The organism is Cellulomonas sp. P2_B4, assembly GCF_056404795.1.
In genome coordinates, this window is sequence record NZ_JBFUDI010000003.1 from 540144 (window position 1) to 563643 (window position 23500).

Consider the following 23500-nt stretch of genomic DNA (forward strand, 5'->3'; position numbering starts at 1 on the left):
GGTTGCCGACGGGAGCGCATGCACCCCCGTCGGCAACGTCCCGGTCCAGGCCTAGAGGAGCCCGCGGAACGCGAACCGGAACGTCAGCTCGGTCTCCGTAGGAAGTCGGTACTCGGCATGGGTTTGCGCTCCCCAGGAGTCGTCGCCACCGACCCCACGCCGCTGGAGCGCTGGACGCAGCACCGTCTGATAGATCGGCGGCAGCTCCGTGTGGTGCGCGGCGTTCTCGATCTCGAACGGCGTCCACGGCAGGGCCGACAGCTCCATGCCCTGGTCCGACTCCAGCCGCAGGCCCGCACCTTGCTCGTCCGTCACGGTCGCCCAGCGCACGCCGGTCCGGCTGCCCGCCTCCTGCGGACGCAGGTAGGGCGTGAGCGAGGTACGGACGTCGGCCTCCCAGACACCCAGGCGTGCGCCCGCTCGACGGTCGACATATGACTCTTCGGGCCCGTCCCCGTACCAGCGCAGGTTGCGGAACGCGGGGTCGGTCACCAGGAGGAGCCCGAGCTCCGGCATGTCTGACAGACCCGCCCCAGGTCGCACCGTGAGGGTCACCTCGACGCGCCCGTCACCGTCCACGAGGTAGGAGAGCTCACACTCCCCCGCAGGCGAGGTGGGCAGCTCGTACCGGAAGCGGACGCGGACGCCGGCGTCCGTCTGCTCGACGACGGGCTGGTCGGGACCGCGAACGGCCTTGGCATACCGGCTGGCGAGAAGCCACGCGCCGTCGTGCGCCGGTGCGCCCCATCCGCTCTCGTTGGACGTGGGCGCGTGCCAGAAGCACGGCTGGGGAACGGAGCGCAGCAGCTCACGGCCACCGTCCGGGGTCAGCCCGTAGCGGTACGAGAGCAGCCCACCGTGCAGCCGGGAGAACAAGGCGGTGAAGTGCCGCCCCCGCACGCCCACGTTGTGGATGCCGTACACGACCTCCGGCGCGGCGGCGCGGCGGGTCGGCGTGGAACCGGGCACGACCACGACCGCCTGCTCGTGCGCCACCTCGTGCCCGGCCGGGGCCCAGCGGGTGGTGCGTCGCAGTCGGAAGGACACGTCGACGGTGTACTCCCCGGGTGCGGTCGGCACCGTGACGGGGAGCGCGTAGATCTGCGAGGTCCCCGGGACGACGGCCGTCTCGAGCACCTCCTCCTGCAGCACCCGCCCCTCCCGGGCGAGGGTCACCACGCACTCGTGCGCCGACGACGGGGTGGCGAGGTGACGGTTCTCGACCGTGACCTTGTCGCCGTCCACCGAGAGCCGGTAGCCCTGGTAGAGGTAGCGCACCTCCTGCGCGAGCGGCTTGAGGGTGCGATCGGCGAAGACGATGCCGTTGCCGCTGAAGTCGGAGTCGTGCGGCGCGTCACCGAAGTCCCCGCCGTATCCGAAGTACTCACGGCCGCTCGGGTCGGTACGCCGGAGCGCCTGGTCCGCGAAGTCCCAGATGAACCCGCCCTGGAACAGCGGCTCACGGTAGGCGAGGTCGACGTACTTGTGGACCGCCCCGAACGAGTTGCCCATCGCGTGGGCGTACTCGCACAGCAGGTAGGGCTTGTCACGGTGCGTCGCGAGGAACTCCTCGATCTCGGCGGCCGGCGCGTACATCCGCGACACGACGTCGGTCGTCTGCGGGTACCGGGGGTCCCAGTGGACGCCTTCGTAGTGCACCGGCCGGGAGTCTGCGCCACGGAAGTACTCCGCGACGTTCAGGATGCCCGTCCCGCCGAACGACTCGTTCCCGCACGACCACATGACGATGCTCGCGTGGTTCTTGTCCCGCTCCAGCATGCTCGCGGCGCGGTCGAGAAGAGTCGGCAGCCACTCCGGGCGGTCCCCGGGCAACGCCTCCTCGATCCCCACCCCGCCTCGGGCGACGCGGTCCCACATGCCGTGCGACTCGAGATTCATCTCGTCGATGACGTACAGGCCGTACTCGTCGCACAGCTCGTAGAAGAACGAGTTGTTCGGGTAGTGGCTGGTCCGCACCGCGTTGATGTTCAGCCGCTTCATGAGCCGGATGTCGGCCTCGGTCTGCTCACGGGTCATCACGCGACCCTGGAGGCCGAAGTCGTGCCTGTTCACCCCGTTGAAGACCACGCGGGACCCGTTGACCTTCAGCAGCCCGTCCTCGATGCCGAACCGGCGCACCCCCACCCGCACGGGGACGTGCTCCGTCAGGCGGCCCGACCCGTCGTACACGTCGAGCGTGAGGTCGTACAGGTGCGGGTCCTCTGCGCTCCACAGTCGCGGGCTCTCGATGCGGACCACGAGCTCGTCGTCGCCACCGAGCTGTCCGGCACCGGCGATCGTGGCGTCCACGCTGCCTTCGCCGGCGAGCACGACGCGCACCCGCACCGTCGCCTCGGAGAGGTCGTCGGCGACGTCGGTCACCACGGCGACGTCTTCGACGTGCACGGTGGGCCGGCGGTACAGGACGACGTCCCGGAACAGGCCCGAGAACCTGAAGAAGTCCTGGTCCTCGATCCATGAGCCGGCGCTCCACCGGACCACCTGCGCCACGATGACGTTCTCACCGTCGACCAGTGCGTCGGTGAGGTCGAACTCCGACGGGGTGAACGAGTCCGTCCCGTAGCCCACGTAGGAGCCGTTCAGCCACACGGCGACGGCGCTCTCGGCGCCGTGGAAGCTGACGCTCAGCCGCTCTCCGGGCTCGAGCGGGTGCTCGAGCGTGAAGGTCCGGCGGTAGGTCGCCACGGGGTTGTACCGCTGCGGTACCTCCCCCGGCTCGAGCTGCTCGTAGCCGTCCCACGGGTACTGCACGTTGGTGTACTGCGGGCGGTCGTAGCCGAGCAGCTGCACGTGGGCGGGCACCGGCACGTCGTCCCAGCCGGAGTCGTCGACGTCCACCCGCTCGAAGCCGGGAACGACGAGGGCAGGGCTCTTCGCGTAGTGCAGCTTCCACAGCCCGTTGAGCGACTGCTCGAACGAGCTCGTCCCGGTGACCGCCTCGTGCGAGGAGGCGAACCACCGGTGGTCGGAGTGCGGGTCGAGCCGGTTCTCCTTGACGTATTCGGGGTCGGCGATGCGGGCGAGATCGAAGGTCACTTGATGGCCCCCGTGACGCCCTCGGCGAAGTGGCGCTGCAGCGCGAGGAAGACGACCATCGTCGGCACCGAGACGATGAGCACGGCGAGCATGAGGCTCCCGTAGTCGGTGACGTACCCGGCGCGCATGTTCGACAGGAGCATGGGCAAGGTCTGGTAGGCGTTGTCGACGAGGATCACCTTCGGCCACAGGAAGTTGTTCCACGAGAACAGGAACGTGATGACGCCCGCGGCAGCGAGGGTGGGCTTCATCGTCGGCAGGTAGATGCGCGCGAAGATGCTCACCTCGCCCAGCCCGTCGAGGCGCGCGGCCTCGATGATCTCGTGCGGGAACGTCCGCGAGGCCTGCCGGAACAGCAGGATCAGGAAGGGCGTCGCGATCAGGGGCAGGACGACCGCGGTCGTCGAGTTGACCAGGCCCACCTGCGCGAAGAGGCGGAACAACGGGATCATCGTGGCCGCGAACGGGATCATGATCGCCAGGAGCAGGATCGCCATGACGGCGTCCTTGGCTCGCGAGTGGTAGATCTCGAACGCGTACCCGGCGATCGAGCACAGGACCAGGGCGAGCACGGTGGTCACGATGGCGTTGAGCGACGAGTGGTACGCCGCCGTCCACAGGGGCTGGGAGTCGACGAGCGACTGGAAGTTCTCGACGAGGTTGCTGCCCGGCAGCAGCTTGGACGCCACGACCTCGTTGCTCGTGTTCGTCGCCGAGACCGTCATGAAGTAGAGCGGGAAGACCGACAGGATGACGGCGACCGACAGGAATGCGTACGCGGGAATCCGGCGCAGGGTTGTCTTAGTCACGCTTGTCGCCCACCTTCAGCTGAATGGCGGCCAGGACGGCCACGATGATGAGGATCGCGTAGGAGATGGCGGCCGCGTACCCGAAGTTCGGGCTGTTGCGGAACGACACGTTGTACAGGTACATCGACACCGACATCGTCGTGTTGCCGGGGCCGCCGTTGGTCAGGTTGTACGACTCGTCGAACATCTGCAGCGTGCCGTTGGTCGACAGGATCGCGCAGAGCAGGATGATCGGCTTGAGCTGCGGCATCGTCACGTACCAGAAGGTCTTGAACCCGCTCGCACCGTCGACGCGGGCGGCCTCCAGGGTGGACCGGTCGATGTTCTGCAGGGCGGCCAGGAAGAAGATCATGTTGTAGCCGGTCCAGCGCCACAGCAGCCCGAGGATGATCACCAGCCGCGCGGTGCCCGTCTGGCCGAGCCAGTTGACGGGATCGTCGAGTATCCCGGTGTTGATGAGCAGGTCGTTGACGAGTCCGTCCGTCGCGAACATCTGCCGAAACACCAGCGAGTACGACACCAGGCCCACCGCGCACGGCAGGAAGATCGCCGTGCGCCAGAACGCCTTGTACTTCAGCCACGGCGCATTGAGCAGGTTTGCCAGCACCATGGCGATGCCAAGCATGATCGGCACCTGGACGATCAGGAAGATGAAGGTCGTGCTCAGCGTCAGCCGGAAGTTGTCGTCMTGGAACAGGCGCTGGTAGTTCAGCCAGAGCGGGTCTGCCCAGGTGAGCCTCGTCCCGCGTCCCGTCTTCAGCGACAGGAAGAACGCGTTGATCATGGGCCAGAAGTTGACCAGCACGATGATGGCTGCGGCCGGCAGGATGAACGCCCAGCCCGTCAGGCTGCGGCGGCGCGCTATCGCCGACAGGGGCGGCGCCTTGGGCGGCTTGGACGGCCGGGACTTCTTCGTCCCGACGGGCGGCGCGCTCGGCGCGCGACCTTCGGTCGGTGCGGTGGGAGCGGACATGAGCAGCTCACCTCTTCTTCGCAGGTGACGAACAGGGCGGAAAAGCGGGCGGCGGAGCCCTGGAAGTGGCATCCGCCGCCCGCCCTGAGGTCACCCCATGGCGAACTCGACGGTCGACTGCGCCTCCGCGAGCGCGGTCTTCGGGTCGGCCCCGTTCATGATGTTGGTGATGGCGACGCTCACGGCGTCGCGACCCTCGTAGTAGTAGGCGCCCGTGTTGTTGCTGGGAACCTTCGCTGCGAACTTGAGGACGTCGGCGTAGATCGGCTGCCCGCCGAAGAACTCCTGCGGCTGGCTGTAGACGTCCGAGTCACCAGCCGGGAGCCAGTTGGCGAGCGCCCCGGAGGCCGGGAGGATCGTGTCGTAGAAGGCGGTCGAGCCGGCGAACGTCGCGGCGAGGAAGTCGTCCGCGCACTGGCTGTTGGGGCCTGCGCTGGTGGCCCAGGACGAGCCGCCGTTCGCCGTGTAGTTGGTCGCGCCCTTGACACCCTCGAGCTTCGGGACGTTGGTGACGGCCCACTTCCCGGACTGGTCCGCGGCGGACTGGATCGAGCCGGAGATCCACACGCCGTTGATGACGCTGGCCGTGTTCGAGTTCACGATCGTGTTGATGTACTCGTCCCAGGAGTTGACCTCGACATAGACACCGGACTTGACCAGCTTCTGGTACATGTCGATGGCGGCCAGCAGGGCCTCGTTGTCGGTGATGGTCGGGTTGCCCTCGTCGTCGAACATGCTGGCGCCCGCACTCTGCAGCATCATCATGATCGTGTCGGAGGAGCCGGCCTGACCCGTGAGCATCGGCTTGCCGGTCTTGGCCAGCACGTCCTCGCCGATCGTGAGGAACTCGTCCCACGTGATGTCGGTGAAGTCGTCGACCGTGTAGCCGGCCTGCTCCAGGATGTCGGTCCGGTACGCGCCGATCGCGGTGCCGTTGTCGAACGGCACGCCGTAGTTGGTGTCGTCGACCGTGGAGTACGACACGACGGACTCGGGGAACTCGCTGAAGTCGACCGTGGAGTCGGCGAAGTCGGCGAAGATGTCCGGGTAGTTGATGACGTTCTTCTGGAACGCGTTGTTCTGCATCAGGAAGATGTCCGGCAGCTGGTCCGTCTCGCCCGACTGGGCCAGCGTGGTCAGCTTCGTCTGCAGGTCGTCCCAGGGCGTCTCGACGATGTTGAGCTTGAAGTCCGGGTGATCGGCCTGGTAGACCTTCTCGGCCTCCTGGAGGGCGTAGATGTTGAACGCCGGGTCCCAGGCCCACACCGTCAGTTCGTCGCAGGTACCACCGCTCGCGGCAGCCGTCTCGTCCCCGCCGGAGCCGCCGTCCCCGCCGCTGCAAGCGGCAAGGGCAAGGCTCAGCGACAAGACGGCGCCCAGCGCGCCGAGCGTGCGTGTCTTCTTCATCGGGTAGTCCCTTCGTGCTGTTGGTCGTCCCGTGGACCGCCGCCGGCTCGCGCCGAGCCGCCGGCTCCCGCTGCCCCGCCGCGACATCGCGGCGAGTGACCGGGAAAGGTCGACTGTGCTGTTGGAGGTCGTGCACCGTGCTCTGGGTGAGGCGGTTATCAGCTCCACGCCCGAGGGGTCCGGTCCACACCGACCATGAGCGACAACCGCGTCACTCGACCCTCTCTGGCGTTTGGTGACGTCACCATAGCAGCGGTTGGCGCCTCGTTCGGCGACGCTTTGGTAACGGAAAGGCATGCATTTTCCGGCGTGGTGGGCGATATGGTGACGTCACCATCGCTCCGTACCACTAGCATCGCGCCATGACAACTGCGCCTGCGCCCGGCCGTCGCCGCTCGGGCCCCTCGATCGGCGACGTCGCCCGTCTTGCGGGTGTCTCGCCGCAGACGGTGTCGCGCGTCTCGACCGGCGCCGACTCGGTCCGACCGAGTACCCGCGCGAAAGTCGTGCACGCGATGGACCAGCTCGGGTACTCGCCGAACCGGGCGGCACAGGCGCTGCGGAACGGCACGTTCGGGGCCATCGGAGTGCTCTCGACCGGCTTCCAGCGCACCGGCGAGGCCCTCACCGTCGAGGCCCTGGTCGAAGCCGCCGCGCTCGAGGACTACTCGGTCACGCTCCTGCACGTGCGCAACCCCGCTCGGGAGAGCTGGGACAGCGCGGCGCACCGCATCTCGCACCAGGCCATCGACGGGCTCGTCATCATGCGGGCCGAGCAGGCGTCGCCGGCGACGCTGGCGCTCCCCGCGGGCATGCCCGTTGCGGTGTCCTTCTCCAAGTTCGCGGGCCACTACCCCACCGTCACCGCCGACCAGGTCCAGGGCAGCGAGGACGCGATGCGACACCTGCTCGGCCTGGGACACCGCACCGTGCACCACCTCGCTGGGCCGCGGGACTCGGAGCACGCCCTGGTGCGCAGCGGCACGTGGCGCCGATGCCTCCTGGAAGCCGGGATCCGTCCGCCCGAGCCGGTGTACGGAGACTGGAGCGCGCACGACGGCTACGAGGCGGGACTGCGGCTCGCGGCCGACCCCGACGTCACCGCCGTGTTCTGCGCCAACGACGAGATGGCGCTCGGCCTGGTGCGGGCGCTGAACGAGGCCGGTCGCCGCGTGCCCGACGACGTGTCCGTGGTGGGCTTCGACGACATCGCCGTCGCCGGCTGGACGTCACCACCTCTGACGACGGTCCGGCAGGACTTCCACGCCATCGGCCGCGCACTCATCACCCTCGTCCTCGGTCAGCTCCGGTTGCGTTCCGTGCCCCCGCCGGCCCTGACCGTCGTGCCCACGGAGCTCATCGTCCGGGCGAGCACCGGACCGCCACCTCCACGCTGAACCTCGACGTCGAGGTCGCCCCAGGACCACGCACGCCGCCGCACGACGATGAGGACTCGATGGAGAGCATCACGAAGAACCGCCAGACGCCCGCGACCCTGAGCGCGATGGTCGAGCGTGCCTACGGCGCCGAGCAGGTGCCCACCGGCGAGCCGGACGCCTGGCTCGAGGAGCTGGGGCACGGCTGGTTCAACGTCGCGTACCGGATCGTGCTGCGCGACGGCCGGAACGTGGCCCTGAAGATCGCGCCGCCGCGTGCCGTGCCGGTGATGACCGCCGAGCGCGGCGCGATGCGCATCGAGCTCGCCTCGCTGGCGCTGATCGCGGAACGCACCGACGTCCCGGTCCCGCAGGTCGACCACGCCGACCTGAGCCACGAGCTCGTCGACGCCGACTACTTCTTCATGCCGTTCGTCGACGCGGAGAACTTCGGCGTCATCGTCGAGGACCTGAGCACCGAGCAGCGCGACGCGTACAACGAGGCGCTCGGCGCTGCCAACCGTGAGCTGAACTCGATCCGAGGGAACCGGTTCGGGCCCCTCGCCGGGCCGGGTGACCCGTCGTGGCGGGTCGTGTTCACCGGCCTCGTCGAGGATGTCCTGGCCGACGGAGAGGCCCGCAACGTCGACATCGGCCGGGACTACGACGAGATCCGCAAGGTCGTCGCCCTGCACGCCGACGTCCTCGACGACGTCGTCGAGCCGAGGTTCGTCGAGTGGGACCTCTGGGACTCCAACGTCATGGTCCGCGACGGCAGGATCGTCATGATCATCGACCACGAGCGCGCCCTGTACGGGGACCCGCTGATGGAGGCCGGCTTCGCCGGCACCCAGCTGCCCTACTTCGGCGACTCCACGGCGTTCATGCGCGGCTACGGTCATGAGCAGCTCACCCCGAGAGAGCAGGTGCGCCGGCGCCTCTACTGCCTGCACCTGGTCGTGATCATGGCGATCGAGACCGTCTACCGCGGACACACCACCACCACCCAGTACGACCAGGCACGCGAGAACATCGACCTGATGATGCGGCAGCTCACGGAACCGTGAGCCCCCGGGACCCAGGCGCTCCGACGCGGCGCACGCTCGACGCCGCCGCCCTGGGCGAACGGCCCGTCGGGCGGCTGCTGTGGCACGCCTGCACCCAGACCACCATCGCGGTCGGGGTCTACGGGATCTACGCACTGACCAACGCCTGGTTCGTCGCCCGCGGCGTCGGGACGACCGCGATGGCGGCGGTCAACCTCGTCGCCCCGTTGCTCCTGGCCCTGGGCGCGGTCTCGACCGCCCTCGGGGTGGGCGCAGCGTCGGTGGTCTCCCGGCACCTTGGCGCCGGCGACACGAGCACGGCCGCACGCGCGGCCGGGAACGCCTTCATCGTGTTCTGGGCCGCCGCCGTCACGATCACCGTGATCGGGCTGACCGGGCTCGAGCCGCTCCTGCGGCTGCTCGGCGCCCACGGCCCCACACTCGACTACGCACGCGACTACGCCGTGGTCATCCTGGCCGGCGCGATCGTCTCGACCGGGTTCTCCAGCCTGGTGCGCGCCGAGGGCCGGATGCGGTTCGCCACGATGCTGTGGGTCGTCCCGGTCGCGGTCCAGATCACCCTCGATCCGCTGCTCATCTTCGGCCTGGACCTCGGCGTCCGTGGTGCGGCCCTGGGGACGGTCGGCGGCCAGGCGGTCTCCGCCGCGATGAGCCTGTGGTTCTTCTTCGTCCAGAAGCATCGCCCCTACCGCATCCGCAGGGCCGACCTCCGTCCGCGCCTCACCACGGTTCGCACCCTCGTGGGCATCGGTGCCCCCTCGTTCCTCGCCGGCTTCGGAGCCACCCTGCTCGTCGTCGTCGTCAACACCACCCTGTCCCGGGTGGCCGCCGCCACCGCAGCGCTGGCCGCGTTCGCGATCTGCTCCCGCATCCAGACGTTCGTCGCGATGCCTCAGCTCGGCATCAGCCAGGGGATGCAGCCGATCGTCGGGTACAACGTCGGTCTCGGGCTCGCCGCACGCGTCCGACGCGCCCGGACCCTGTCGCTGCGCGCCACCCTGGTCTACAGCACCGTCGCCGCAGGATCGGTCGCGCTCCTCGCCGAGCCCGTCATCGCCGCCTTCGTCGACGACGCCGCCGTCCGCTCCGAGTCCGTCGACGCCCTGCGCATCCTGGCGATCGGGTTCGCCGCCGCCGGCGTCACACCCCTGGTCTCCGCGTACTTCCAGGCCCGGGGCAGACCACGACCGTCCTACGTCATCTCCGTCGGAACCCTCCTGCTCGTCAAGGTCCCTCTCGTGCTCGTGCTGGGCCCTACCGGGCCCACCGGCACCTGGATCGGCCTGGCCGCCGGCGAGCTCCTGTCCGCAGGCATCGCCCTGCTGGTGCTGCGCCGCCTCGACGTCCCTGCGCCGCGCGGCACCAGAGAAACCTCGGCGACGGTGGACCGGCCCCTCGTGCAGTGAGGTCGAGCTGGGGCGACGGCCCGGCCGCGAGCGCTAGGTAGGTTGCGCCAGCCCCCGGCGGACCGCGATCCGGACGGCTGCGGCCATGCCGCCGTCGCCGTACTCGACGTCTCCGACCGGCAGCGACCGGTCCGCGGCCACCAGGTCCTCCCACCGTCCGGCGGCGTCCATCGCGCGAGCCTCGAGCGCCAGCAGCACCTCCCGCAGGTGCCGCTCGAAGACGGCGCGGTGCTTGTCGACGAGCCGGCCGTAGAGCTCGAGCCGTGAGTCCATCGAGCGGAGGTTCGCGGAGGCGGGCGCCGTCCGGTACTCGATGAGCGGCTCCGGCACGACGGCGACGTGCCCCCCATCGGCGACGAGCGACAGGAAGAAGTCCCAGTCCTCGAACCCGCTGCGCATGTCCTCGTCGTACCCGCCGCACGCACGCCAGGCGTCGCGGCGGACGACCGCGGTCGCGGGGCAGGCGTTGCGGTGCAGGAAGTCGACCGCCGACCCTCCGCCGGGCCGCACGACGGCATCGATCACGCCGTGCGCACGCAGCCACGACGATGCTGCACGCGCGCCGGGGTCGCCCTCCAGGACCGCGGCCGTCCGCTCGAGGAACGTCGGCGCGAGGCGGTCGTCGCCGTCCAGCACGGCCACGAGGTCGGTCCCAGCGGCCGCGATCCCCGCGTTCCGGGCCGCGCTGACGCCGCGGTTGGACTGACGCAGCACCCGGACACGTGCGTCCGCCTGGAGCCGCTCGATGACCTCGACCGACTCGTCGTCGGTCGAGCCGTCGTCGACCACGATGACGTCGTCCGGGACGCGGGTCTGGCGCAGGACCGAGTCGACCGCTTCGGCCACCAGTCCACCCTGGTCGAATGCGGTGACGACCACGCTCACGCTCAGCACGCCTCATGCTGGCACGAGCGGACCGCCGTCGGGCCCCCGACGTGCTCGGGGCCGGCCGCGACGTGCTGGGGTGGCCTGGATCGCCGGACCACCCCAGCGCGTGTGATCAGCGCACAGTCAGCCGCAGCGGCGCCGCGGCACCACTGCCGACCCTGCCGTCGTTGCTCACGTAGACGACCTGCACGGTGTACGTGCCCTTGGGCAGCTTCGCGAGCGTGACCGCCACGCTCCCGTCGTCGGTCGCCCGCAGAGGCACGGACGTCGACCTCGACCCGTACGTGACCAGGACCGTGCCCGTCGGCGACGTGAAGTCCGCCGCCTGCACCGTGACGTCGACCTTCGCGGCCTGCGACCCGGTGACGCTCGCACTCGCGAGCTGCGCCTTCACGACCGGGGGTGTCCGCACGACCACGACGAGACCCGCCGTGGCCGAGGATCCCGCGACGACCGCGTCGCCGGAGTAGGCCACCTTGACCGGATAGAGGCCGATCGCCAGACGCGGCAGCTCGACCGCGAGCCGACCTCCGTCCGCCTGCGTCAGAGCGACCTCCTTCGTGGCGCTGCCGTAGGTGACCTTGACCGTCCCCGTCGGGACCGTGCCCGCCGGCACGGAGGTGACCGTCACGTCGACGACAGCCGTGGTGCTCGTCGTGACGAGGGCCTTGCGCACGTGCGCCTTGACCGTCGACGCGAGCTTGACCACGGTGAGCGTGCCGGCAGAAGCAGTCCCGGGCGCGACGTCCGCGTCACCGGCGTAGTCCACCGAGACGGCATAGGTTCCGGCGGCCAGGACGGGCAGCGGCACCGTGAGCCGACCCGCGTCCGCCGCCGTGAGCGTCGCCACGACGGACTGCGAGCCGTAGTGGACGGTGACCTGGCCGGTCGGTGCGTCCGACGCCCCCGCGCCCACCGTCACCCGGACCGACGCAGCCGTCACGGTGCTCACGGTGGGCGCTGCCAGCGTGGCCGTCACGGTCGGGACTGCGAGATCGCTGACCTCGAGCCCCGCGATGGCGCCGTTCACCAGCGCCGTCGCCGCTGCGACGTCGTCGTCGTCGGCGAAGCTACCGGCGAGCACGACGTGCCCGACCTCCACCGCGTGGTCGAGCGCCGCCAGCGATTCGTCCGTGTACCAGGCCCGGTTGACGGCACCCGCAGCCGCGAGCGCGGCGTCGAGCGCGGAGGTGTCGGGCGCGACGGCGCCCGTGCTCGGGGTCAGCACGACGTCGTCGAACCACCCCCAGCCGTTCGCAGGGACGGATCCGCCGACCGCGACGGTCACGACACCGTCGGCCCCGACGACCACGCCGTCGACCGTCGGGTTCGCCCAGAGTGACCAGCCGGTCTGCGGCATCGGCACGGACCAGGAACCCGCCGACGTCGCGGCCGAGAGGCTGACCCCAGCGACCTCCGGCGCGCCGTGGTTCCACACCGAGAGCGTGTAGGCGCCCGGCGCGACCCCGGTGACCTGACGGCTCACGGAGAAGGTCGCATCCGTGGCGCTCCAGAAGTTCACGGCCATCGCGCCGCTGCGCACGTTCGCCGACTCCTCCTTGACGTTCGCGACGTTCCAGTCGAGCGACCAGCCGGCGCCCCAGTTCTCGAAGCTGCCGTTGGGCACGACGTTGACCGCCAGCACCGTCACCGTCGCACTCACCGCGTCGCCGTCGGCGGTGACGCCGGCGATCGTGTACTCGCCCGGTCCGCGGATCCACGAGACGGCGTCGCTCCACGTCACGGCGACGTCGACGGCGCTCAGGTCGTTGTACGTGACCGCGACCGTGCCGGGGAGAACCACGGCGTCACCGTCGGTGACCGTCACGCTGGGCGACTCGATCGAGTAGACCGCCCGCGGGGCGACCGCACCGGTGAGCACGTACCGGAACACCTGCAGCGACTCGAGCGGGTTCCCCGCGAAGTCGAACAGGGCCTGGTTGTCCCACTCGGAACCGCCGTAGCGGGCCCCGGCGTCGACCGGGTCGTACTCCCCGACGTAGCTCGTCGCCCAGCCGGAGCCGTCCCGCTCCCACAGCACCTTGTTCGCCTCGAGCGCGCTCGGGGGGCCGACAGGGAGCCAGGCGGGCTCCCAGTAGAAGACGCCGATCCCGGCGTCGCCCGGCACGTCCGCGACGGCCTGCATCACGTCCCGCACCTCGTTCGCCTGGCCCTGCACCGAGTACGGGTAGGCCGGGTTGCTGACCGAGCCCTCGCGGATCACGTTGGGCTGTCCGTCACCGTCCTCGAGGGTCCGCGCCCACGACGTCTCGGCGACCATGACCTTCTTGCCATAGGTCGTCGCGACGTCGCCCAGCACCGTCGTCAGGTTGTCCAGCGTGCCGTGCCAGAACGGGTAGTACGACGACGCGAAGACGTCGTAGTCCACGTTCCGCGCGTCGAGCTCGGCCGCGTACCCGGCATACCGGCCCGCCGACTCCGGGTTGGTGAAGTGCAGGGCGACGAGCGCGTCCGGGAGCACGTCCCGGACAGCGACGCTGCCGGCGGAGAAGATCTGCGCCATGTCGTCCCAGCCGGTCACGCCCGCGACGCCGTTGTTCGTCTCGTTGCCGACCTGCACCATCGTCACGTCGACCCCGGCGTCCTCGAACGCCTGCAGGCTCTGAGCCGTGTAGGTCTCGACAGCAGCTGCCTTCTCGGCGACCCCGAGGTCGGCCCACGCCTTGGGGGCCTGCTGCTTGCTCGGGTCCGCCCAGAAGTCGGAGTAGTGGAAGTCGACGAGCACGCCGAGGCCTGCAGCAGTCGCCCGCTCGCCGATCTCCACAGCCCGCTCGACGTCGACGTTCCCGGCGCCGTACCCGTGGCCCTGCGCGTCCCACGGGTCGTTCCACACGCGCACCCGCACGTCGGTGACACCGGACTCCGCCAGCACGTCGAACAGGTCCGCGACCTGGCCGTCCGTGTCCCGGAACGTCACGCCGCTCTCCTCCAGGGAGAGGGCGGTGGAGACGTCGACGCCTCGCATGAAGCCCTCGGGCATCCCCTCGACCTTCTGCACGACGATCCCGGCATCGACCGGGCCCTGGTCGTCGGCGGCCGCCGGTAGCACGGCTCCCGGAACCGCCGCGAGGACGAGCGAGCAGGAGGCCAGGTAGGCGGCGGCCCTGAGTCGGCGAGGCAATGAAGGCACGGCGTTGTCCCCTTCGAGTCGAGCGTCATCGGTCGTACGTCGTCGTCGACCGTGGTCGAGCCGGTGCTGCGTGTGCGTCCAGCGGTCCTGTGACGTGACGACGACCGAACGAGATCGCGACACCCGTGGGCCGGCTGGGGTCCAGGACCCTCCGTCGCGCCGGGCCGTGCGACTGTGCACGAGCCAGACTGTGAACGTGCACAGGCTAGGCATCGACGTCGCCGATGCGAAGGCCTGCACACCGGTCGTTACCGGACTGTGACCATGCCGGCTCAGCCCTTGTCGTGCGAGCGGTACTCGGTGGGGCTCATGCCGTGGATGCGCCGGAACTGCCGGGAGAAGTACAGCGGATCGGTGAAGCCGACCTCGGCGGCGACCGACGCGACCGGGCGGTCGGTGGTGTCGAGGAGCTCGCGCGCGGCGCCCATGCGTAGGCGGGTCTGGAACTCCAGGGCGCCGTAGCCCGTGGCCTGCCGGAACAGTGCCGAGTAGTGGGACATGCTCAGCCCGGCCATGCTCGCGAGGTCACCGAGCGAGATGCGGGTCGAGACGTTCGCGCGCAGGTGCTCGATCGTCGCCCCGACCGGGTCTGCCTGCTGCCTGCTGATCGTGCGCCTGTCGGCGGCGAGGAGCGCCATCGCGTGCCATGCGGCGCCGGACGACGCCAGCAGCGTGCCCATCGTCTCGTCGCGCTCCATGCGTCGGATGATCGTGTCGATCAGAGAGACGACGCGTGCCGGGTCGCCGACGCCGAAGACCGGCTGGTCCGCAGTGGCGCCGATCATGTCCAGGAGCGGCGGGACCTGCTGGCCGACGAGGTGCATCCACCAGATGGTCCATGGGTCGTCCGCGTCCGCCTCGTACCTGTGCGGCAGGCCCGCCGGGATGGCCAGCGCCTGACCTGCCCGAACCTGGTGCACCCCGGAGGGCAGCGTGCAGGTCCCCCGACCTGCCGCGCAGACGATGACCACGTGCTGCGCGGCACCGTTCTTGCGGGATCGCCCGTGCGACGAGGCACGGGGGAAGTAGCCGGCGTCGGTGACGAGCAGCTGCGACATCGGTGCCGACGACAGCGCCCGGGCGACCAGGGGTCGCGGCAGCACCCGCATCCGCTGACCGGGGAAACCTTCTGGTCGACGGACACGGGGTTCGGGCAACGACATCATCGATTCGTCCATACCTTCCGGAGGAACTGCCATTCTGCACCGCCGGTGCCGGAACGTAGCGTCCTGCACGTGCTCGAAGAAGAGTCCCGCCTCGTCCTGCCGGCCGTGCCCGGCCACCTCGTGGGCCAGGGCGTCGCAGCCTGGCGGCAGCCGGTCACGATCGACACGTACCTGCCGGATCCCGCGGACCGGTACCCGGCGTTCCTGGAGAACCGCGTCTACCAGGGCTCGTCGGGCCGCGTGTACCCGCTGCCGTTCCACGAGCGCATCAGCCCGACCAAGGCGCCCCGCTCGTGGGACGCGATCCACCTGGAGAACCCGTGGATCCGGCTGATGATCCTGCCGGAGCTCGGCGGGCGCATCCACGTGGGCATGGACACGACCAACGGGTACGACTTCTTCTACCGGAACAACGTCATCAAGCCGGCGCTCGTCGGGCTCGCGGGTCCCTGGATCTCGGGCGGTGTCGAGTTCAACTGGCCGCAGCACCACCGCCCTGCGACGTTCCTTCCCGTCGAGGCGACGATCGAGCACGAGGCCGACGGTGGCGTCACGGTGTGGTGCTCGGACCACGACCCGTTCGCTCGGATGAAGGGCATGCACGGCATCCGCCTGCGCCCGGACTCCTCGGTGATCGAGCTGCGCGCCCGGCTGTACAACCGTACCGACGAGGTCCAGACCTTCCTGTGGTGGGCGAACGTCGCCGCGGCCGTCAACGACGACTACCAGTCGTTCTTCCCCACAGACGTGCACGCCGTGGCCGACCACGCCAAGCGCGCAGTGACGGCGTTCCCTGCAGCCGACCGCCCGTACTACGGGATCGACTACCCGGCGCGCAAGGACGCGGTGCACCCCGACGGCGCCCCGGACGGCGACAGGATCGACTGGTACCGCAACATCCCGGTGCCCACCTCGTACATGGCGCTGGGCACGCAGGCCGACTTCTTCGGGGGCTACGACCACGGCCGCCGCGCGGGCTTCGTGCACTGGGCCGACCACCACGTCGCGCCCGGCAAGAAGCAGTGGACCTGGGGCAACGGCGCGTTCGGCAAGGCCTGGGACGCGAACCTCACGGACACGGACGGGCCCTACGTCGAGCTCATGGCCGGAGTCTTCACCGACAACCAGCCCGACTTCACGTTCCTGGCCCCGGGCGAGACGAAGACCTTCAGCCAGTACTGGTACCCGATCCAGGAGACCGGGCCGGTCCACGAGGCCAACCTCGAGGCCGCCGTGCGACTGGACGTGATCCCGGGCGCGAGGACCACGGCCATCCGGGTCGCTGCCGCGGTGACCCGTGCACGGGCGGCGACGACCGTGCGTGTGGTCGGACCCCGAGGCGACACGCTGTGGCACGTCACGACGGATGCCGCGCCCGATCGTCCGATCGTGCATGCAGTGGACCTGGCCGCCGTGTGGAACCCGGAGGACCTGACCGTCGTCGTGGAGCAGGACGGCGACGAGCTCATCGCCTGGCGGCCCCGTGCGCACCTCACCTCACCCGACCTGCCCGAGCCTGCGCAGGAGCCCGCGGCACCGCAGGACGTGCCCTCCGTCGACGAGCTCTACCTCACGGGCGTCCACCTCGAGCAGTACCGGCACGCGACGAGGTCACCCGAGCCCTACTGGCTTGAGGCGCTGCGGCGCGACGAGGGCGACTACCGCTCGCACGCGGCGTTGGCCGCGCGACGGTACCGGGACGGCCGGTACGCGCAGGCCGAGCATCACCTGCGCGCGGCCCTGGCGCGCCAGACCCGGCTGAACACGAACCCGGGTGACGGCGAGACGGCGTTCCGCCTCGGCCAGGTGCTCGCACGCACCGGCCGTCTCGACGAGGCCTACGAGATGTTCGGCAAGGCGCAGTGGAACCAGGCGTGGCGGGGCGCAGCACACCTGGCGATGGCCCGCCTCGACGCGGCGCGCGGTCGCGACCGATCTGCGCTCGACCACGCCCGCAGTGCTGCCGGCGCCGACCCGGACAACCTGCAGGCTCAGTGCGCGCTCGCGGTCCTGCTGCGCCGCGTCGGGCGCGATGCCGAGGCCGCCGCGGTGCTTGCGAGCGCTGTCGAGCGAGACCCGTTGGACGTCTGGACCCGCGACCTGGCGGGACTGGGCGTCGCGACCGACGCTCCCACCCTGCTCGACGTCGCCCTGGAGTACGACTCGTTGGGCTCCTGGAGCGACGCCGTCCGGCTCCTCGAGCAGGCCGCCCGGATCGAGCCCGCGCTGGGGCAGGTCGAGGTTCGGCCGCTCGTGCACCTGCACGCTGCCAGGATCCTCGAGCGGGCCGGTGAGGGCGATGCTGCCGAGCGGCAACGCGGGCTGGCGCGCACGGTTCCCGCCGTGCACTGCCTGGCCTCGCGCCTCGACGACGTCGACACCCTGCAGGCGCATGTGGCGAACCATCCGCACGATGCTCGGGCGTGGGCGATCCTCGGCCACTGGCTCTACTTCCAGCGCCGCCACGACGACGCGATCGCCGCGTGGCGGACGTCCTGCGAGCTCGACCCGAGCGACCCCGTCGTGTGGCGGAACCGCGCCGTCGCGGCGTTCAACGTCCTCGCGGACCGGGATGCTGCTCGGGAGCACTACGAGCAGGCGCTCGCCGTCGCGCCCGGCGACCCTCGCCTCGTCTACGAGCTCGACCAGCTGGCCAAGCGTTCGGGCGCGACGCCCGAGCAGCGCCTCGCGTTCCTCACCCGAGAGCGTGCCGCCGTGGCCGCCCGCGACGACCTCAGCGTCGAGCTGGCGCAGCTGCACACGGCGACCGGCGGTGCAGACGCCGCTCTCGAGCTCCTCCACTCCAGGTGGTTCCAGCCATGGGAGGGCGGCGAGGGACAAGTGCTCTCCGCCTGGGACGAGGCGCACCTCGCGCTCGCACGCCGGTCGCTCGAGGACGGCGACGCCGAGGTCGCGCTGGAGCATGTGCGCGCGGCGCTCGAGCCCGTCGCGAACCTCGGTGAGGCCAGGCACCCGTTGGCGAACACGGCGCAGCTTCACCTGATGCTCGGGGACGCGCTCGCCGCCACAGGCGACCGCGACGGCGCGATCGCCGCGTGGACGAGCGCCGCCGGCTCGACGGGCGACTTCCGGAGCATGGCGCCGGTGGAGCTCTCCGAGACGACCTGCTACGCCGTGCTCGCGATGCGCCGTCTCGGCGATGCGGTCCGTGCCGACGCTCTGGTCGACGACCTCGCAGAGCACGCGGAGAGGCTGCGCTCGACGCCCGCGACCGTCGACTACTTCGCTACCTCACTGCCGACGCTCCTCCTCTTCCAGGACGACCTGCAGGCGGCCCAGACCACGACAGCGATGCTCCTGGAGGCCCAGGTCGCCGCGCTGCGCGGAGACCGCGGGGTCGCCGCCTCGCACCTCGACGAGGTCCTGGTTCGCGAGCCCGGCCGGCTGCGCGCCCTCGACCTGCGACGCGAGCTGTCCGGACCGACGGAAGCGGAGTCCGCCCGATGACGACCCGCGCGCGCGGCACGCGGGAGGCCGACCGGGCCGGAAGGCTGCACGGCCTGGCCTCATCGGATGGGCGGACGCGCGCCTCCGTCGACCTGCGCGGCGGTGGCCTGCACAGCCTCACGCTCGATGGCGAGCCGATCGTCCACACCTACGACGCCGCGGGACCCGCGCCGTGCTGCTCGGGAGCCCTGTTGTTCCCCTGGCCCAACCGTGTGCGCGGCGGACGCTGGCTGCACGACGGCGTCGAGCACCAGCTCGAGGTCGACGAGCCGGAGCTGGGACATGCGATCCATGGCGTCGTCCGGGCGGCCACGTTCCGCATCACGTCGACGAGCGCGGACAGCGTCACGGTGTCGACGGTGGTCGAGCCGAGACCCGGCTACCCGTTCCAGGTCGAGCTCGACACGACCTACACCACCGAGGCGACCGGCCTGCGCGTGGACCACACGATCCGCAACCTGTCGGAGGGACCGGCGCCGGTCGCGCTCGGTGCCCACCCGTACGTTCGCGTCGGCACGGCTCCGGCCGAGGACCTGCAGCTCACCGTGCTCGCTGCGCGCCACCTCCCCGTCGACGCGACGCTGATCCCCGTGGGCGACGACCCGGTCGACGGCGACGTCGACCTGCGGGAGGGTCGGGTCCTTGCCGGGCGGGAGGTCAACACCTGCTACCACGCGCTCAGTCCACAAGGCGACGCGTACCGACACCGGCTGACCGCGGCGGACGGGCGATCGGTCGAGGTCTGGACGGACACGTCGTTCGCGTACCTGCAGGTCTACGTTACGGACAAGTTCCCGGACTCCGACCAGGGGCTGACCTGCGCGATCGCCGTCGAGCCGATGACGGCGGCGCCTGACGCGCTCAACTCCGGCCTCGGCCTGCGCTGGCTCGCCCCCGACGAGACGTGGGACCTCAGCTGGGGCCTGCGGGCACGCGGTTGGTAGGTCCTGCGCCAGCTTTCGCCTGCACTTCGCCTCAAGGAGAGACGTGACCGACGACGCTCGCTCGAACGGCCTCGTGGCACCGCACCACCTGAGGGTCACCACGCCGACGGCGCCTCGCCGAGGCCACCTACGCGTGGGTGAGTCCCCGAGCGGCGACGACCGGATCGAGGTGACCAGCACGTGGATCGAGCGCGCCGGCAACCCGTGGTTCCCCGTCACCGGCGAGATCCACTACTCGCGCGTGCCGCGCAACCGGTGGCGTGACGTCCTCGGCCACGCTCGGGCCGGCGGTCTGACGTCGGTCGCGACGTATGTGTTCTGGCAGGCTCACGAGCCAGAGCCCGGGCAGTTCCGCTGGGACGGCCAGCTCGACCTGCGCGCGTTCGTCGACGAGGCGCAGACGCACGGCCTCGACGCCGTCGTGCGGCTGGGACCGTGGGCCCATGGCGAAGCACGCTACGGCGGCTTCCCCGACTGGCTCGTCGAGCGGAGGCTCCCGACCCGCACCAACGACCCCGACTACCTCGCGCTGGTGCACGCCTTCTACGCCGAGACCGTCGCCCAGCTCCGGGGTCTCTCGCACGCGGACGGCGGGCCGGTGATCGGCGTCCAGATCGAGAACGAGCTCTACGACCAGCCCCAGCACCTGGCCCGGCTCCGCGAGCTCGCCGAAGGGCTCGGACTTCACGTGCCCATCTGGACGGCCACGGGCTGGGGTGGCGCACAGGTCCCCGAGTCGCTCCTGCCGGTGTACAGCGCGTACGCCGACGGCTTCTGGGACGACGAGTCGACCGAGTGGCCCGAGTTCTCGGCGTTCCACTTCCGCTACAGCCCGGTCCGCGACGACCTCTCGGTCGGGGCCGACCTGCGAGAGGCACTCGACGGGATCACCATCGATCCGGGTGCCGTGCCGCTCACGAACGACGACGCCGTTCCCTTCGCGACGTGCGAGCTGGGTGGCGGTATGCACGTCGCCTACCACCGCAGGCCGCTCGTGACCCCGTCCGACGTCGCCGCGCTCGCCCTGGCCAAGGTCGGCAGCGGTTCGATCTGGCAGGGCTACTACATGTACGCGGGCGGATCCCAGCGAACAGGCGCGCACGGTCCGGAGCAGGAGTCCCACGCCACGGGCTACCCGAACGACGTGCCACGGGTGACCTACGACTTCGCCGCCCCGATCGGCGAGCACGGGCAGGTCCGCGCCCATCACCACTACCTGCGAGCCCAGCACCTGTGGCTCCAGGAGGACGGCCACCGGATCGCCGCGATGGCCACCACCGTCGGAGGCGGCAGCGCCGACCCCGAGGTCCTGCGTTGGGCGGTGCGGTCCGACGGGCACAGCGGCTACCTCTTCGCGTCGACCTACCAGCCCGCGAGGGCAGCCTTGCGCGAGCAGAACGGCGTGCAGCTCACCGTGTCGTTCGACGACGGGGACGTCACGGTCCCCACCCAGCCGCTCACGATCCCCGCCGGTGTCTCGGTGGTGTGGCCGCTCCGGTACCCGCTCGCACCCGGCGTCACGCTCCGCAGTGCGACCGCCCGGGTGATCACCCGCGTGACCGTCGACGACCGCGAGGTGGTCGTGCTCGGCGCCTACGACGACATCCCCGTCGAGCTCGTGCTCGACGGCGGGCACGACGTCGGCGGCACGGGTGTCGCCGTCCACAGCGGCGGCGCGACGATCGTCTCGCTCACCGCACCGCCCGGCCCGACGTGCGTCGTCGAGCTCCAGGGGGCGCGGATCATCGTCCTGGACCAGGCGAGCGTCGACCAGCTCTATGTGCTCGAGGTCGACGGCAGGGAGCGGCTGGTGCTGTCGACGGCGCCCGTCTACGCCCTGGACGGCGGGCTCGTGGTGAAGACGGAGGACCCCCGTCTCAGCATCTCGATCCTCCCGGCACCCCACACCCTCCGGGCCGAGGGTGCGGAGCCGGGCGAGCCGTTCGCCGACGGCCCGTGGCGGACGTGGCGGATGCGCGCGCAGCACGCGGGCCGTCGCACGCTCCTCGCCGGGCTCCACCCTGAGGCGAGCGCCCCGCGTCCCGAGCGAGGCGGTCCGTTGAACCGGCTCAGCGCGCCCACGGACTTCGCCGGCGCCGCCGTCGTCCAGATCGACGTCCCCCCCGAGCTGTTCGACGGCCCCGACCGCACACTGGTCCGGCTGCGATGGACCGGTGACATCGGTCGTGCCTACGTGGGCGACGAGCTGATCAGCGACCACTTCTGGCACGGACGGGACTGGGACGTCGACCTGACGCCCTGGGCGGCCGCAGTCGCTCGTCACGGCGTCCGGTTCGAGCTCCTGCCGTGGAGGCGCAGCACCGGGGTCTGGGTCGACCCGGTCGTGCGCGAGATCCCCGACGGGGTTCACATCGCCACGGTGGACGTCGTACGCGTCGGAGAGGTCCGCCTCACCGGGGCGTGAGCACGGCCACCTCGTGGGCACGCCCGTCGAGCGGGACGGGCACGGTCGTGCCCTCCACGTCGAGCGCGTAGTCCCCCGCGAACCCTTCGACGACGATCCGGCCGTCGCCGTCCGTGACGACGTCCTGGGGCGCGAGCCACCACTCCTCGCGCACCAGCCGGCGAAGAGCCTCGTAGCCGGGCTTCGGTGTGCCGTCGGCCCGGACGAGGCCGGCCGGCGCGCCCAGCCAGGAACCGTCGTCGGTGAGACCCCAGTACGTCGCGGCCTGGACGGCGGGGTGCGACAGCAGCGTCCGGTAGTGCCGCTCCAGCTCGTCGGCCTGCCGCTCCTCGCCCTCGGTCGTCGTCGGCCACGACGGCACCTGGTAGTCGTTGAGATCGACGATCTCCGGCGGCATGAGGTCGCCGGAGACCAGCGTCGTCTCGGTCAGGTGCAGCGGCAGACCGAACCGCGCGAAGCGGTCCAGCACCTCGAGCGTGCGCTCCTCGCCCCAGTAGCCCTGGTGCATGTGGCTCTGCAGGCCGAGCGCGTCGATCCGGATGCCGGCACCGAGGCACTCCTCGACCAGCTGTTCGTAGGCCGTCGACATGTTGAAGTCGTTGAGCAGCAGGGTGAGCCCGGGATCTGCCGCGCGGGCCGTCTCGAACGCGAGCCGGACGGTCTCGACGCGGCCGAGCCGGCGGCAGAGCTCGGTGACCGCGTTCTCCTCCTTGTCGAACACCGGCATGATGACGACCTCGTTGATCGCGTCCCACGTCCGGACGACGTCCGCGAAGTCGCCGACCTCCCGTGTGATCCGGGCCCGGACCACACGCTCGACGTCCCGCTCGTCGAGGTCGAGCAGCCACGACGGCGCGAGGGTGTGCCAGACCAGCGGGTGGCCCTTGACGGCGACGCCCCGGTCGACGAACCACTGTGCGGTCCGGTGCAGCCGCTGCGTGTCGGGACGGCCGCGCTCGGGCTCGAAGCCCGCCCAGTAGAACGGCAGGGTCGCCGTGTTGAACACGTCGAACCACAGCTCGGCGACCCTGCGAGCCGTCGACGGAGACGCACCGCCGAACGCGGCGCGAGGGCCGTCGTCCTCCTCGTCGTTGGCGACCGGCACGAAGTCGAAGCCGATGTTGCCGAACGCGAAGGCGTGCCGCTTCTGGCGCACCGTCACCCGCCGATCCGCCAGAGCCCTCCCGTCCGGGCCGCGCAGGGTCAGGTCGGAACGCAGGACGCGGTGCGCGACGGCCGGATCCGCGGCGAGGCGAGCGACGTTCACCGCGCCACCCCTCGCGTCGTCGAGTCCGTCGGCACGCAGACCCCAGCCGCGGCCGCGATCTCCGCGGTGGTGACGCCCCGACCAACCATCCGCGGC

Annotated in this window: 14 protein-coding genes; 6 read left to right on the forward strand and 8 right to left on the reverse strand. The window is 70.7% G+C overall.

Annotated elements, in window-relative coordinates; all coding sequences use genetic code 11:
* Nucleotides 1-51 precede the first annotated feature (51 nt).
* The 4 genes from lacZ to AC1DZC_RS07455 all read right to left on the reverse strand — a co-directional run bounded on the left by lacZ (nucleotide 52) and on the right by AC1DZC_RS07455 (nucleotide 6246).
* Nucleotides 52-3057: a beta-galactosidase, LacZ type gene (lacZ, locus tag AC1DZC_RS07440; protein ID WP_477042777.1), complete on the reverse strand. Its 3006-nt coding sequence runs from the start codon at nucleotides 3055-3057 to the stop codon at nucleotides 52-54.
* On the reverse strand, nucleotides 3054-3866 hold the full coding sequence (locus AC1DZC_RS07445) for a carbohydrate ABC transporter permease (RefSeq protein ID WP_477038029.1): 813 nt from the start codon (nucleotides 3864-3866) through the stop codon (nucleotides 3054-3056). Before AC1DZC_RS07445 ends, lacZ begins: the two co-directional genes overlap by 4 nt.
* On the reverse strand, nucleotides 3859-4839 hold the full coding sequence (locus AC1DZC_RS07450; RefSeq protein WP_477042778.1) for a carbohydrate ABC transporter permease: 981 nt from the start codon (nucleotides 4837-4839) through the stop codon (nucleotides 3859-3861). The genes AC1DZC_RS07445 and AC1DZC_RS07450 overlap by 8 nt, the downstream gene beginning before the upstream one ends.
* A gap of 90 nt (nucleotides 4840-4929) precedes the next feature.
* Nucleotides 4930-6246, reverse strand: a complete 1317-nt coding sequence (locus AC1DZC_RS07455; protein WP_477038031.1) for an ABC transporter substrate-binding protein — start codon at nucleotides 6244-6246, stop codon at nucleotides 4930-4932.
* 362 nt (nucleotides 6247-6608) lie between these two features.
* Between AC1DZC_RS07455 and AC1DZC_RS07460 the strand changes: the two genes are divergently transcribed.
* From AC1DZC_RS07460 to AC1DZC_RS07470, 3 genes are read left to right on the forward strand one after another with little or no spacing between them, the layout of a single operon-like run.
* Entirely contained in the window at nucleotides 6609-7643 is a 1035-nt protein-coding gene (locus AC1DZC_RS07460) for a LacI family DNA-binding transcriptional regulator (protein ID WP_477038032.1), read from the forward strand.
* Nucleotides 7644-7702: 59 nt separating this feature from the next.
* Nucleotides 7703-8689 carry a phosphotransferase family protein gene (locus AC1DZC_RS07465; RefSeq protein ID WP_477042779.1) on the forward strand — a complete coding sequence of 329 codons (987 nt, stop codon included), beginning with the start codon at nucleotides 7703-7705 and terminating at the stop codon, nucleotides 8687-8689.
* Nucleotides 8686-10095, forward strand: a complete 1410-nt coding sequence (locus AC1DZC_RS07470; protein ID WP_477042780.1) for an MATE family efflux transporter — start codon at nucleotides 8686-8688, stop codon at nucleotides 10093-10095. Before AC1DZC_RS07465 ends, AC1DZC_RS07470 begins: the two co-directional genes overlap by 4 nt.
* Nucleotides 10096-10128: 33 nt before the next feature.
* Here the strand turns inward: AC1DZC_RS07470 and AC1DZC_RS07475 are convergent, their stop codons facing one another.
* From AC1DZC_RS07475 to AC1DZC_RS07485, 3 genes are all read right to left on the reverse strand, one after another.
* Nucleotides 10129-10980, reverse strand: a complete 852-nt coding sequence (locus AC1DZC_RS07475; RefSeq protein WP_477042781.1) for a glycosyltransferase family 2 protein — start codon at nucleotides 10978-10980, stop codon at nucleotides 10129-10131.
* Between the two features lie 115 nt (nucleotides 10981-11095).
* Complete coding sequence (locus AC1DZC_RS07480) at nucleotides 11096-14134, reverse strand: glycosyl hydrolase 53 family protein (RefSeq protein ID WP_477042782.1); 3039 nt, start codon at nucleotides 14132-14134, stop codon at nucleotides 11096-11098.
* Between the two features lie 272 nt (nucleotides 14135-14406).
* Nucleotides 14407-15243 carry a helix-turn-helix domain-containing protein gene (locus tag AC1DZC_RS07485; RefSeq protein ID WP_477042783.1) on the reverse strand — a complete coding sequence of 279 codons (837 nt, stop codon included), beginning with the start codon at nucleotides 15241-15243 and terminating at the stop codon, nucleotides 14407-14409.
* A gap of 126 nt (nucleotides 15244-15369) precedes the next feature.
* Between AC1DZC_RS07485 and AC1DZC_RS07490 the strand changes: the two genes are divergently transcribed.
* Genes AC1DZC_RS07490 through AC1DZC_RS07500 form a run of 3 tightly spaced genes read left to right on the forward strand, consistent with a single transcriptional unit; the run spans nucleotide 15370 to nucleotide 22137 of the window.
* Nucleotides 15370-18768, forward strand: a complete 3399-nt coding sequence (locus tag AC1DZC_RS07490) for a DUF5107 domain-containing protein (protein ID WP_477042784.1) — start codon at nucleotides 15370-15372, stop codon at nucleotides 18766-18768.
* Entirely contained in the window at nucleotides 18765-19712 is a 948-nt protein-coding gene (locus AC1DZC_RS07495) for an aldose 1-epimerase family protein (protein WP_477042785.1), read from the forward strand. The genes AC1DZC_RS07490 and AC1DZC_RS07495 overlap by 4 nt, the downstream gene beginning before the upstream one ends.
* 43 nt (nucleotides 19713-19755) lie before the next feature.
* Nucleotides 19756-22137, forward strand: coding sequence for a beta-galactosidase (locus AC1DZC_RS07500; protein ID WP_477042786.1), 2382 nt, complete (start codon nucleotides 19756-19758; stop codon nucleotides 22135-22137).
* On the opposite strand, the gene AC1DZC_RS07505 is transcribed toward AC1DZC_RS07500, so the two are convergent.
* Nucleotides 22124-23404 carry an endo-1,4-beta-xylanase gene (locus AC1DZC_RS07505; RefSeq protein WP_477042787.1) on the reverse strand — a complete coding sequence of 427 codons (1281 nt, stop codon included), beginning with the start codon at nucleotides 23402-23404 and terminating at the stop codon, nucleotides 22124-22126. The two genes, AC1DZC_RS07500 and AC1DZC_RS07505, sit on opposite strands and share 14 nt — an antisense overlap.
* Between the last annotated feature and the right edge of the window lie 96 nt (nucleotides 23405-23500).

Bases quoted from the DNA above. Each gene is read 5' to 3' on its own strand.
- AC1DZC_RS07455 (WP_477038031.1), bottom strand. From the start codon at position 6,246: ATGAAGAAGACACGCACGCTCGGCGCGCTGGGCGCCGTCTTGTCGCTG.
- AC1DZC_RS07460 (WP_477038032.1), top strand. From the start codon at position 6,609: ATGACAACTGCGCCTGCGCCCGGCCGTCGCCGCTCGGGCCCCTCGATC.
- AC1DZC_RS07465 (WP_477042779.1), top strand. From the start codon at position 7,703: ATGGAGAGCATCACGAAGAACCGCCAGACGCCCGCGACCCTGAGCGCG.
- AC1DZC_RS07485 (WP_477042783.1), bottom strand. From the start codon at position 15,243: ATGCGGGTGCTGCCGCGACCCCTGGTCGCCCGGGCGCTGTCGTCGGCA.
- AC1DZC_RS07495 (WP_477042785.1), top strand. From the start codon at position 18,765: ATGACGACCCGCGCGCGCGGCACGCGGGAGGCCGACCGGGCCGGAAGG.